Here is a 12,790-nt window from a genome sequence, read left to right as displayed (position 1 = left end):
AGCTAGTTGAAGGGCCGTGATGCGGCCTTCCTCCGTCGTGACTCGGACTTCGTGGCCGCCATGGAGACGACGGCGAGCGGGGTTCCGTCGGCGTCGTACTCGAAGGTGATCCAGTTGCCGTTGCGGTCGTCGATCTGTTCCAGGACCGCCAGGCTTTCGGTGCGGTCGGCGAAGTGCCACACCCGGCGCGATCGGGGGTCGGTGACCGTGTAGCCGCCGTCCTCGCGGGCCAGGGGCCAGCGCGGGCCGTGGGTGGGGAGTGTGGGCAGGCCGGGGGCCGGGTGCGGGTAGGGCAGGAGCAGGCCGTCCTCGGTGACGAAGACGACACCCGAGGAGCCGATCTCCAGGTGCTGATCGAGGGTGGAGGACCAGGACGGGCCGAACCAACGGCCCAGGCGGTAGCCGGACTCCACCCGTCGCTTGAGGATCAGGGGCAGCGCACCGGGGAGGGTGACGTCCGTCTGCGGGAGGTACATCTTGCCGGTCGCGAAGTCGATCGGGTCGGAGCCGACGCTCTCAACGGCCTTCTCCTCGCGGGTCACCTTCGCCGGGCCGTCCGAGACCGCGCTCTCCGCCGGCTTCGCCGCCTTCTCGGCCGTTTCCTCCACCGTTCGGCGGATGCCCGACTGCGCAGCTCCCTCCAGTCCCTCCTTGGCCGCGAGCCGTGCCAGCCCCGCCTCCAACCCCGCCCCGTCCCCGAACAGGTTCGGGACCAGCCGCCCCAACCCCTCCGCCGGGTCCTTCATGAAGTCGTCCAGCATCGTCTTCGCGGCCCGCTCGGGGTGCGCGGCCGTCGAGACCAGGCCCGCCAGGGTCATGTTGACGTTCTGGAAGTACGCGGCCGGGTGGGTGATGTTGTACGGGTCCGTGGGGTTGAGGCCGCGGGCGAAGTCCAGGATGCCTGCCGTGCCCTTCACCACGCCGCCGCCGAAGTGCAGGATCTCCGTGTTGGCGGCCAGGACGCCGTCGACCGCGTCCGCCTTCAACTGGTCCAGCGGGGGCGGTTCGGCGGGGGCGTGGGCCAGCGCCTTGCGGACCGCGCCGGATGCCGTACGGGCCGCCTCGTCGCGTTGGCGGCGGGCCTCGGTCAGGATCTCGTGGGCGCGGGTCATGGCGGCCGCGCCGGGGTCCGTCGACGGTTCCGGCTTCTTCTTGCCTTCGGCCGTGGACGCGTCCTTCTTCAACTCCGCCTTGTACGCGTCCGACGCCCTCTTCCCAGGCCCGTACAGGTCGATCGCGTCCCGTGCCCGGCCCTGCGCCCACTCCACCGTGTCCGCGTACGACGACAGCGCTTTGCCCGCCTCGTCGCAGGCGTCGGCCGCCTGGAGCCACTTCGTGGGGTGCACCGCGAACTTCTCGCGGAAGGCATTCGCCGCCTCCCCCTGCCAGGACCGCGAGTTCAGCTTCCGCATGCCGTCGCCGACCTTGTCGAACGCGGTGTAGAAGTCGGCCAGGTGCTTGGCCGCCGCCCTGATCGCCTTCGGGTCGCCGTGGACCAGGTCCGACGCCAGGTCGGTGTCGCCGAGTTGCTTCTCGCCCGGCGTGGCACCGAGCTTCGAGGCGATCCGGTCACCGGCGTTCTCCACCACGACGGCGTAACGGTGGGCGCCGACCTGGTCCAGGCCCTCCCCGATGAGATCGGTGCCCTTGTCGACACCCTCGCCGACCAACTTCTTGCCCGCGTCGACCACATCGCCGACCTTGCCCAGCCCGGAGTTGACCAGATCGTCGAACCCCATCAGCCCGCGTCCCCGCCCTGTTGCTGCTCAGCCGTCTTCGCCCGCTCCTCCCGTGACGGGCCCAACGGGCCGTCGAGGATGTCGTTGTACTCGTCTCCGCTCAGCCCGGCCGCCGCCGCCACGTTCGCCTGGTTGAGGCCCATTGGGCCGATCGTGTGCGAGGTCATCACATCCCGCGCCGCGTCCTTGTAGGCCTGCTCGGTGTTGTCCATCGCCTTGGCCGCCGACTCGGTGCTGTAGTCCACACCGCCCGTGTACTCGTTGTTGCGCAGCAGGTCGCCCCAGCCCTGCTGCGCGACCTCGTCCTCCGACGCGTACGGGTTGCCGATGCCCGCGTTCACGGCGATCTTCATCGCGCCCTCGACGTACTGGTCCGTCTCGTAGAGAGTGCCGGCTGAAAGTCCTACGCCCGTCGCGAAGTTGTTGCCCTCGATCACCAGCGCGCGCACGCCCCACTCCCAGCGTTCGCAGAACGACGTGAAGTCCGACAGCAGACTCTCGTGGCCCAACTCCAGTCCGGACAAGCCGAGTTCGGCGAAGCCGCGGCCCGCCCCGGCCAGGCTGTCGACGCCCAGAGCCTTCAACTCGCCCAGCGCCAGCGTGATCCCCTGGGCGATCTCGTCGAGTCCGGCCGCCTTGATGTCCTCGCCGCTGCTCCCGCTCATGCCCGCGTCTCCCCGTCCCCGCTCGTCCCCGCCGCCTCCGCGTCCACGGCCGCCGCCTCCGGCACGATCCCCACCACCGGCGGAAACAGCACACCCTCGCCCTCGGTGCCCACATCCAGCGCCACTCCGCACGGCACACCCACAGCGGGCACCGCCGCGTCCAGCAACCTCGCTCCCAGCAGCCGCTGATACGGCCACTCCCGGCCGCCTTCGCCCCTCGCGATCGCGAACCGGGCCAGCGCCGACTCGTTCGAAAACGCGTAGATCCACCGGATACCGCCGAAATCGCCGGTCAAGGGGGAGTCGTCCGCGTCCGTGGGAACCAGTACCGCCGTACGACGGAACTCGCCCAGCAGCACCGCGAATTCGTGCCGCCCCCGCGCGACGACGTCGCTGTTCAGGGGCTCGGGTTCGATGATTGGAGCAGCGGGTGCCGACGCCTCGATCATCTCCGCGTAATCCAACAGCCGGGACCGTCGTATGCCTCCGGCCCCGCCGCCCGTTTCCGTGTCGCTTCCCCCGCGATCAGACATGGGCGAAATCACCACACCAGCACATCGCGTACGGCAACGCGGATACCCGCGACGGGTCCCGCCCTGCGCCGCAAAGGCCGTAGAACGGCATATTGCGCAGCCCTGTTGACAGCCTCGCGCGGGCTCATTCCTTGCCCACGGACAGCCTTCTCATCGTTCTCTTATGTCGGCCTTATGGCATCATCACGCGCTGTACCTAGCTTGCGGGCCATGTTCTTCACCTACCTGAGGCGCGAGTTGCGCCGCCGCAGAAAAGCGGCCCTCGTCGTCGCCTCCGGCCTCGCACTGGGCATTGCGCTGGTCATCGTGGTCAACTCCGTGTCCTCCGGCATGGGGAAGGCGCAGGACAAGGTCCTCCAGTCGCTGTACGGACTCGGCACGGACATGACCGTCACCAAGGCGGCCACGGCCAGCGCGAGCAGTTCGCAGCAGCCGCGGTTCCAGTTCGACGCCAACAACAACGACGACAGCAAGACGCAGAGCAGTGACCGCGTCATGGTCCAGGGCTTCACGACGCTGGCCTCCACCACCGTCACCAAGGTCGCGGGGCAGAAGGGGGTGTCCGACGCCGTCGGCGGGCTCAGCCTCAACGTTGTCAAGGTGGACGGCCAGTTCACCCGCGGCCAGTTCCAGCAGAACCAGGGGAGCGGTACCGGAGGTGGCGGCAACCGCGGCGGTGGCACCGGCGCGCCGCAGGGCGAAGTCACCGGTGGCGGCGCCAACTTCAACATCAACGCGTACACGGTGTACGGCACGGACGTCACCAAGCCCGCGCTCGGCCCGCTGACCTCCTCGAAGATCACCAGCGGCCGGACCTTCACCACCTCCGAGAGCAACGCGAAGGTCGTCGTCGCCGACTCGGCGTACGCCAAGGAGAAGAAGCTCAAGGTCGGGTCCACGGTCACGATCAAGAGCGTCAAGTACAAGGTCATCGGCATCGCGACCGCGACCAGCGGTGACGCCGCGGCCAACCTGTACATCCCGCTGACGCAGGCGCAGACCCTGAGCGGTGACAAGAACAAGGTCACCACGATCTACGTCAAGGCGACCGACTCCAAGCAGATCTCGGCCGTCAAGAAGACCATCACGAGCAATGTCTCGGGTACGACGGTCACCACCTCCGCCGACCTGGCGGACACCGTCTCCGGGTCCCTGTCCACCGCGTCCTCCCTCGCCACCAGCGTCGGCAAGTGGCTGTCGATCGCGGTCCTGATCGCCGCGTTCCTGGTCGCCGGTCTGCTCACCTCCTCCGCGGTCTCCCGCCGGGTGCGCGAGTTCGGCACGCTGAAGGCGCTCGGCTGGAAGTCGGGCCGGGTGACCCGGCAGGTGGTCGGCGAGGCCGTCGTCAACGGTCTGGTCGGTGGCGTCCTCGGTATCGCGCTCGGCCTGGCGGGCGCGTACGTCGTGACCGCGATCAGCCCGACCCTGTCGGCCTCCCTCGGCAACTCGGCCGGCGGCGGCGCCCGGGCGGGCGGCCCCGGCGGTGGCGGCGGCTTCGGCGGTCCCGGCCGGCAGGCCGCGGCCAAGACGCTCGATGTCGCGCTCACCGCGCCCGTCAACGCCACCACCATCGCCCTCGCGGTCGGCCTCGCCGTCGCCGGCGGCCTGATCGCCGGCGCCTTCGGCGGCTGGCGCGCCTCCCGGCTGCGCCCGGCGGACGCCCTGCGCCGCGTCGAGTAGCCCGCACCGGTACGGCAGTCACCGCCCGGCACTGGGGCCCGTCGCACCGGACGGGCCCCAACCCCCTTTACTTCTCCAGGAGTTGCACGATGTACGAACTCAGAGGCGTCACGAAGCTCTATTCGCGGGGCAAGGAAGTCGTCCACGCCCTCGACGGCATCGACCTGACCATCGGCGACGGCGACCGCCTCGTCATCCAAGGCCCCACCGGCGGCGGCAAGTCGACGCTGCTGCAGATGATCGGCGCCCTCGACCGGCCCAGCGCCGGCGAAATCGTCCTGGACGGCGTCGACTTGGCGAAGCTGTCCGAGGCCAAGCTCACCAAGGTGCGCAGCGAGAACATCGGATTCGTGTTCCAGTCCTTCAACCTGATCCCGACGCTCACCGCGCAGGAGAACGTCGAGACCGCCCTCGTACCGCTGGGCGTGAAGGCGAAGGAGCGGCGCCGGCGGGCCGCCGACGCGCTGGTGTCGGTCGGGCTCGGCGAGCGGCTCGGGCACCTGCCCGGCGAGATGTCCGGCGGCCAGCAGCAGCGTGTCGCCATCGCCCGCGCGCTCGTCAAGCAGCCCAAGGTGCTGCTGGCCGACGAGCCGACCGGCAACCTCGACGAGTCGATGCGCGACGAGATCATGGACGTACTGGAGCGCATGTGGAAGGAGCACGGGCTGACCTTCATCATGGTCACCCACGACTCCGCCATCGCGAAGAAGGCGCCGCGTCTCGCCACCATCCGCAAGGGCAAGATCACGGTGAAGGAGAACGCGGGGTCCAAGTAACTCCTGTGCTGTGCAAGGGAGTTCGGTGGGACAGGAGACTCCTTAGCGGAGTTCTCGCGGGCTGAACCCGGCGACTGGGTAACGGAGTTCACGCGGGCTCGTAACATTCTCCGGCCGCACTCCCTTACCCTCCTCTCATCTCTTGAGCGGTTGATCACCCCTCGGCATACTGCGTGTTCCGGGGGGTGTACGCGCAGGTGTGCGAATTGTCCCCCGGCCGGGCGAGTGGGGAAATTCGCCCGGTACCTGAGCTCCAGGGGGAGTTTTGCGCAGACAAGTGAAGAGAGCATGCGCGGCCGGTGTCGCCACGGCCGCCGCCGTCGCCCTCGCCGCAGGCATGACCAGCCCGGCGTCGGCGAAGTCCGAACAGGGCGCGCCGAGTACGACCGGCTCCGTGCTGCGTACGGCCGGTGCAGAGCGGGTCCGGCTGGCCGGCGAACATCATCTGACCCTGATCACCGGCGACCGCGTCACCGTCGACGCCAAGGGCCGGGTCGTGGGCCTGGAGCCCGCAAAGGGCCGTCAGCACATACCGGTTCAGGTGCGGAAGATCGCCGGGCACACGCTCGTCATACCCGCCGACGCCGCCCGCCTGGTCGCGAGCGGCAAGCTCGACCAGCGGCTCTTCGACATCACCGAACTCGACAAGTCCGCCGAGCGCGCCTCCCAGAAGACCGGCCTGAAGGTCATCGTCGGCTACCAGGGCGCCGCGACCGCCACCCGGGCCGACGTCCGCGACACGGGCACGCTGCGCCGGTCCCTGAAGACCCTGAACGCCGACGCCGTCCAGACCCCGCAGCAGGACGCCCCCGAACTGTGGGACGCCGTCACCAACGGCGACCGCACGGCCTCCGGGATCGCGCACGTCTGGCTCGACGGTGTCCGAAAGGCCAGCCTCGACAAGTCCGTGCCGCAGATCGGCGCCCCCAAGGCGTGGGCCGCCGGCTACACCGGCAAGGGCGTCAAGATCGCCGTACTGGACACCGGAGTCGATGCCGACCACCCGGACCTGAAGACGCAGGTCGTCGAGGCCAAGAACTTCTCGACCTCCACCGACACGAAGGACCGCGTCGGGCACGGCACGCATGTCGCGTCCATCGCGGCGGGTACCGGCGCGAAGTCGCACGGCAAGTACAAGGGTGTCGCGCCCGGCGCGAAGATCCTCAGCGGCAAGGTCCTCGACGACAGCGGCTCCGGTGACGACTCCGGCATCCTCGCCGGCATGGAGTGGGCGGCCCAGCAGGGCGCCGACATCGTCAACCTGAGCCTCGGCGGCCAGGACACCCCGGGCATCGACCCGTTGGAGGCGGAGGTCAACAAGCTCTCCGCCGAGAAGGGCATCCTCTTCGCCATCGCGGCCGGCAACGAGGGCCCGGAGTCGATCGGTTCGCCCGGCAGCGCGGACGCGGCCATCACCGTCGGAGCCGTCGACGGCAACGACAAGCTCGCCGACTTCTCCTCCACCGGCCCGCGCCTCGGCGACGGCGCCATCAAGCCGGACGTCACCGCGCCCGGCGTCGACATCACGGCAGCCGCCGCGCCCGGCAGCCTCATCGACCAGGAGGTCGGCGAGAACCCGCCCGGCTACCTGACCATTTCGGGTACGTCGATGGCGACCCCGCACGTCGCGGGCGCCGCCGCCCTCCTCAAGCAGGAGCACCCCACGTGGGGCTACGCCGAGTTGAAGGGCGCGCTGACCGGGTCCGCGAAGGGCGGCAACTACACGCCGTTCCAGCAGGGTTCGGGCCGTATCGCCGTCGACAGGGCCATCAAGCAGAACGTGATCGCCGACCCGGTCTCCGAGAGCTTCGGCGTCCAGCAGTGGCCGCACACGGACGACACCCCGGTCACCAAGCAGGTCACCTACCGCAACCTCGGCACCAAGGACGTCACCCTCGGCCTCGCGGTGGCGGCCACCGACCCCAAGGGCCACACGGCCCCTTCGGGCTTCTTCAAGCTGGGCACCACGAAGGTGACCGTTCCGGCCGGCGGCAAGGCCTCGGTGGGCCTGACCGTCAACACCAAGCTCGGCGGCACGCTCGACGGCGCCTACTCCGCGTATGTGACGGCCACGGGCGGCGGGCAGAGCGTCCGTACGGCCGCGGCCGTGGTGCGCGAGGTGCAGTCGTACGACCTGACACTGAAGTTCGTCAACCGTGACGGCACCCCGGCCACCTACTACGACGCCTCGGTGGCAGGTGTCTCCGGCCTCGGCAACGGCGAGTTCTTCAGCCCTTACGACGCCTCGGGCACCGTCAAGGTCCGTGTCCCCAAGGGCGGTTACGTCCTCGACACCGGGATCTTCGTGGACCCGGAGGACGCCACCAAGGGTGCCGACTGGCTCGCCCGGCCCAAGCTGGACATCAGCAAGGACACCACGGTGACCGTCGACGCCCGCACGACGAAGCCGGTCGACATCACGGTGCCCGGCACCGGCGTCAAGTCGGTCTTCGCGTCACCGGGCTACCTGGTCGAGACGGACGACGGGGGCGCCTCCTTCGGCTGGCTCCTGGAGACGTACGACAATTTCCGTACCGCGCACCTCGGTCCGCAGATCACCGACGGTTCGCTGACGGAGCAGTGGGACGCACACTTCGTCAAGGGCACCGACGAGCAGTACGACACCACGACCGCGGCCAAGGTCAAGCAGCTCGCCACCGGCTACACCAAGCACTACAAGGCGACCGAACTCGCCACGGTGAAGGCCCACATGGGTGCCGCGGCGAGCGGCAAGACGGGTGTGGTCTCCGCGTTCGGCTTTCTGCCCGACGGCATCGGCGGCTCCGCCACCGGCGTCCAGCAGAAGCTGCCCGGCACCCGCACTCTGTACGTCTCCACCATCAACGGGGCGCAGTGGGGGCTGGAGTTCGAGCAGGACGGCGGGCTCGACGCGGACGGCTTCCCGATCCCGGAGGCCTACTACACCCTGAACGACCTGCAGACCTTCAAGGCCGGCCGGACCTACTCCAAGACCTTCAACACGGCGGTCTTCGGCCCCCATCTCACCGCCGACTACGGCGTGTTCCGCAGCGGCAACGAGATCTCCGGGCTGGTGCCGCTGTTCGCCGACTCCCAGGGCAACCCGGGCTCGTCGACGTTCACCTCGGTCAACACGACCCTCTACCGCAACGGCAGCAAGGTCGGTTCCAACAAGGACCCGCTGTTCGGCGAGGCCTCGTTCAAGGTCCCGGCCGCCAACGCCTCGTACAAGCTGACCACTTCGGTCATCCGCAGCGTCAAGGTGGCCGCCGCCTCCACCCGGATCGACGCGAGCTGGACGTTCTCCTCGAAGAAGCCGTCCGGTTCCACCGTCGCCCAACTCCCGGTCTCCACGGCCCGTTTCCACGCGGTCACCGGCCCGGACAGCCGCGTCGAGGCCGGCAAGAAGGTGACCTTCCCCGTCACCGTCGAGGGCGCGGCAGCCGGCCGCAACCTCAAGTCGCTCGGCGTGTGGGTGTCGTACGACTACGGCCAGACCTGGAAGAAGCTCACCGTCGTCAACGGCAGGATCACGGTGACCAACCCGGCGAAGGGCAAGGCCATTTCCTTCCACGCGAAGATCGCCGACAAGAAGGGCAACAAGTCGACGATCTCGATCTACAACGCGTACTACGCCAAGTGAGCCACTAAGCGCTTCGCTGGATGTGCGTTAGAGGTCGGTTTTCGGCCGCAGCGCCGTCGTGGCTGGTCGCGCAGTTCCCCGCGCCCCTTTGGGGCGCTGCCGAACCGCAGTCGACTTCACCAGGTCCGCTTAGTACCCGAGTGGACGGCCTGAGTAGGCCGACAGCGAACGGCCCGCCGGAAGTGCAGCTTCCGGCGGGCCCTTCGTGCTTCTGTGACCCCATGACAGCCCAGAGCGTCGAGTACATCCGGTACCGCATCCCCGAGCAGCGGTCGGCGCAGTTTCTGGCCGCCTACACCCGTGCCGCACGCCAACTGGCCGCGGCCCCGCAGTGCGTGGCGTACGAACTGTCCCGCTGCGAGGAGGACCCCGAGCACTTCGTGCTCCGCATCACCTGGACGTCCACCGAGGCACATCTGGAGGGTTTCCGCAGGTCGGACCTGTTCCCGCCGTTCCTCGCCGAGATCGGCCCGTACGTGGAGGACATCGAGGAGATGCGCCACTACCGGCCGACCGACGTGCGGGGCGACGGGTCCGCCGTCCCCACCCTGTACGACTGGGCGGGCGGCGCGGAGGCCTTCTCCCGGCTGACCGAGGTCTTCTACGACAAGGTGCTCAAGGACGACCTCCTCGCCCCCCTCTTCGCCGACCTCGCGCCCGAGCACGCCGCGCACGTCGCCCTCTGGGTGGCCGAGGTCTTCGGCGGCCCGGCGGCCTACTCCGAGACCAGGGGCGGCCACGGCCACATGGTCGCCAGACACTTCGGCAAGCACATCACCGAGCCCCAGCGCCGCCGTTGGGTCAATCTCGTCCAGGACGCGGCGGACGACGCCGGCCTGCCGACGGACGCGGAGTTCCGCTCGGCGTTCGTCGCGTATGTGGAGTGGGGCACGCGGCTGGCCGTGTACTTCTCCGGCCCGGACGCCCAGCCGCCGGCGGAACAGCCGGTGCCGCGCTGGAGCTGGGGATCGATGCCGCCGTATCAGGGGTGACCGCGCCGTACCGGGGGACCATAGGGTCAGCCCATGACCGCCGCCGTCACCGCCATGATCACCGCCGTCGTCGGTGTGCTCGGGACGCTCTTCGCGCCCGTTCTCAGTCAGCGCCTCACGGCTCGGCAGCGCGCCGAGGATGCCCAAGTTGCCGAGCGCAGGCGGCTGTTCGAGGAGCGCCGGGACGCGTACACGGCGATGAACCGTTCCTCGCGCCAGTTCCACGAACTCCTCAAGGACGCCCTGCACCGCATCCGCGACGGCGTCTACACGGAACTGGAACGCGACCAGCTGGAAGAGGCGCGCCGCGAATACCGGGACCGCTACGCCGAGGCGCAGATGGTCGTGCCCGAGCGCGTCCTGGACGCGTCGCGTGCGGTGAACGAGGTTCTCGCGGACATCGACGCCGCCGTCAAGCGGCTCGATCGGGGGCTGGCCCAGGACAGCGAGAGCGCTGAGCAGACCCTGCTCGACCTGAAGGAGGTCGTGCCCCGGCTGTCCGCGATGCGGCAGCTGATGCGTGCCGACCTCGGTGTCACGGAGTGAGCCCGGGACGGTCGGCCGACGCCCCCGCCCGGGTCGCGTCCGTGCCCCAACTCGCCAGCAGGCGAAGGGCGTCGGCGGACGGGGAGCCGGGCTCCGCATGATAGGTGATCAGGGCCTGCTCGGTGCCGTCCGACAGTTGGAAACCCTCGAAGTGCAGGGTGAGGTCACCGACCAGGGGGTGGAGCAGGCGCTTGACGCCGTAGGTCTTCTCCTTGACGTCGTGGGTCGCCCACAGCCGCCTGAACTCCTCGCTCTTCACGGAGAGTTCGCCCACCAGAGCGGACAGCCGCGGGTCGTCCGGATGACAGCCCGCGTCCATCCGCAGCATGCTGACGATGTCCGCCGCCTTCTGCTCCCACTCCACGAACAGATCCCGGTACTCGGGTCGCAGGAACACCAGCCGCGCCCAGTTCCGATCCTGCGGCGGCAGCTCGGACCAGTCGCCGAAGACGGCCGCGGCCATCCGGTTCCACACCAGGATGTCCGTCCGGCGGCCCGTGATGTACGCCGGAACCGTGTCGATCGTGTCGAGCAGTTGCCGCAGCGGCACCCGCACATGCTGGGCCGGGGCCGAGGACTTCTTCTTGTGCTGCTTCGGCTTCGCCAGGTGGGTGAGGTGCGAGGACTCGGCATCCGAGAGGCGCAGGGCGCGGGCGATCGCGTCCAGGACCTCCGCCGACACGTTCCGGCCGTTGCCCTGTTCCAGGCGCGTGTAGTACGCCACCGACACCCCCGCCAGCTGCGCCAGCTCCTCGCGCCGCAGCCCGGGCACCCTGCGGTGCCGCCCGAAGTCCGGCAGCCCGACGTCCTCCGGCTTCAGCCGGGCCCGCCGGGTGCGCAGGAACTCGCTGAGCTCGGCACGCCGGTCCAGCGGCCGGCCGGGGTCCAGGGGCTCGGCGGCGGATTCGGGCTGTTCGTCCATGCGCTCCAGTATTCCCGGTCGTACGTCCATGAGCCTGACCTCGCTGGTGGTAGGCACAGCGGACGTACGCAGAAGCGTGGCCTGGGTGGCCTCCGGATGTTCGGGCAGGCTGTTCAGCGTGTCCGGCCGGAAGGCAGCCGGGCGCACATCCCCTCTTAGGAGTGTTCCGGCATGACCACAGTCGCCGCTTACGCAGCCCCCGCCTCCAAGGCTCCCCTGGAGCGCACCACGATCGAGCGCCGGGCGGTCCGCGAGTTCGACGTCCTGATCGACATCAAGTTCGCCGGTATCTGCCACTCGGACATCCACCAGGCCCGCGAGGGCTGGGGCGAGGCGATCTTCCCGATGGTGCCCGGCCACGAGATCGCCGGCATCGTCTCCGAGGTCGGCCCGGGTGTCACCAAGTTCCGGGTGGGCGACCGGGTGGGCGTCGGCTGCATGGTCGACTCCTGCCGCGAGTGCGACAACTGCAAGGCCGGCCTGGAGCAGTACTGCACCGGCGGCAACGTCGGCACGTACAACGCGCTCGACAAGGACGGCGAGCCCACCTACGGCGGCTACGCCGAGAAGATCGTCGTCGACGAGAACTTCGTCGTCGGTATCCCCGAGGGCATCTCCCTCGACGTGGCCGCCCCGCTGCTCTGCGCCGGCATCACCACCTACTCCCCGCTGAAGCACTGGAACGCCGGCCCCGGCAAGAAGGTCGCGATCGTCGGCATGGGCGGCCTCGGCCACATGGGCGTCAAGATCGCGCACGCGCTCGGCGCGGACGTCACCGTCCTCTCGCAGACCCTGAGCAAGAAGGAGGACGGCCTCAAGCTCGGCGCCGACCACTACTACGCGACCAGCGACCCCAAGACCTTCGAGGAACTGCGCGGCAGCCTCGACCTGATCATCTCCACCGTGTCGGCGCCGCTCGACCTCGGCGCGTACCTCTCGCTGCTGAAGACGGACGGCGCGCTGGTCAACGTGGGCGCCCCCGAGGAGCCCGTCTCCCTCAACCTGTTCTCCGTGATCGGCGGCCGCAAGACCCTAGCCGGTTCCGGCATCGGCGGCATCCGGGAGACCCAGGAGATGCTGGACTTCTGCGCGGAGCACGGTTTCGGCGCCGAGATCGAGCTGATCTCCGCGGACCAGATCAACGAGGCGTACGAACGGGTGCTGTCGAGTGACGTCCGCTACCGCTTCGTGATCGACACCGCCACGATCTGACTGCGTCGCTTCTAAGCGGACCTGGTGAAGTCGACTGCGGTTCGGCAGCGCCCCAAAGGGGCGCGGGGAACTGCGCGACCAGCCACGACGGCGCTGCGGCCGA

At 69.3% G+C, this 12,790-nt stretch carries 10 protein-coding genes; 6 read left to right on the top strand and 4 right to left on the bottom strand.

The window, feature by feature from the left end; translation table 11 throughout:
* Positions 1-2: 2 nt before the first annotated feature.
* The 3 genes from AB0I51_RS45950 to AB0I51_RS45940 are packed head-to-tail and all read right to left on the bottom strand — an operon-like array spanning position 3 to position 2,853.
* A complete protein-coding gene (locus AB0I51_RS45950; RefSeq protein ID WP_362985078.1) occupies positions 3-1,739 on the bottom strand; it encodes a putative T7SS-secreted protein in 1,737 nt (578 codons plus the stop codon).
* Positions 1,739-2,404, bottom strand: a complete 666-nt coding sequence (locus AB0I51_RS45945) for a hypothetical protein (protein WP_362985076.1) — start codon at positions 2,402-2,404, stop codon at positions 1,739-1,741. Before AB0I51_RS45945 ends, AB0I51_RS45950 begins: the two co-directional genes overlap by 1 nt.
* Positions 2,401-2,853 (bottom strand): hypothetical protein, encoded by a 453-nt coding sequence (locus AB0I51_RS45940; protein WP_362985109.1) that lies wholly within the window; start codon positions 2,851-2,853, stop codon positions 2,401-2,403. The genes AB0I51_RS45945 and AB0I51_RS45940 overlap by 4 nt, the downstream gene beginning before the upstream one ends.
* A 294-nt stretch (positions 2,854-3,147) precedes the next feature.
* On the opposite strand from AB0I51_RS45940, the gene AB0I51_RS45935 reads away from it, so the two are divergent.
* The 5 genes from AB0I51_RS45935 to AB0I51_RS45915 all read left to right on the top strand — a co-directional run bounded on the left by AB0I51_RS45935 (position 3,148) and on the right by AB0I51_RS45915 (position 10,553).
* Positions 3,148-4,617 carry an ABC transporter permease gene (locus AB0I51_RS45935; RefSeq protein WP_362985074.1) on the top strand — a complete coding sequence of 490 codons (1,470 nt, stop codon included), beginning with the start codon at positions 3,148-3,150 and terminating at the stop codon, positions 4,615-4,617.
* An 89-nt stretch (positions 4,618-4,706) separates the two neighbouring features.
* Positions 4,707-5,393, top strand: coding sequence for an ABC transporter ATP-binding protein (locus AB0I51_RS45930; protein ID WP_362985072.1), 687 nt, complete (start codon positions 4,707-4,709; stop codon positions 5,391-5,393).
* Positions 5,394-5,670: 277 nt separating this feature from the next.
* Positions 5,671-9,015: a S8 family serine peptidase gene (locus AB0I51_RS45925; protein ID WP_362985070.1), complete on the top strand. Its 3,345-nt coding sequence runs from the start codon at positions 5,671-5,673 to the stop codon at positions 9,013-9,015.
* A 221-nt stretch (positions 9,016-9,236) separates the two neighbouring features.
* Positions 9,237-10,007 (top strand): antibiotic biosynthesis monooxygenase, encoded by a 771-nt coding sequence (locus AB0I51_RS45920; protein WP_362985068.1) that lies wholly within the window; start codon positions 9,237-9,239, stop codon positions 10,005-10,007.
* Positions 10,008-10,040: 33 nt separating this feature from the next.
* Entirely contained in the window at positions 10,041-10,553 is a 513-nt protein-coding gene (locus AB0I51_RS45915; RefSeq protein WP_362985066.1) for a hypothetical protein, read from the top strand.
* On the opposite strand, the gene AB0I51_RS45910 is transcribed toward AB0I51_RS45915, so the two are convergent.
* Positions 10,543-11,475 (bottom strand): helix-turn-helix transcriptional regulator, encoded by a 933-nt coding sequence (locus AB0I51_RS45910; RefSeq protein ID WP_362985108.1) that lies wholly within the window; start codon positions 11,473-11,475, stop codon positions 10,543-10,545. The genes AB0I51_RS45915 and AB0I51_RS45910 overlap by 11 nt on opposite strands.
* A 171-nt stretch (positions 11,476-11,646) precedes the next feature.
* On the opposite strand from AB0I51_RS45910, the gene AB0I51_RS45905 reads away from it, so the two are divergent.
* Positions 11,647-12,687, top strand: coding sequence for an NAD(P)-dependent alcohol dehydrogenase (locus tag AB0I51_RS45905; RefSeq protein ID WP_362985064.1), 1,041 nt, complete (start codon positions 11,647-11,649; stop codon positions 12,685-12,687).
* Positions 12,688-12,790 lie beyond the last annotated feature (103 nt).

The organism is Streptomyces sp. NPDC050549 (assembly GCF_040655035.1).
In the GTDB taxonomy this organism is placed as follows: Bacteria; Actinomycetota; Actinomycetes; order Streptomycetales; family Streptomycetaceae; genus Streptomyces.
The sequence above is the reverse complement of the archived record's forward strand: the minus strand, read 5'-3'. Positions and strand labels throughout refer to the sequence as shown.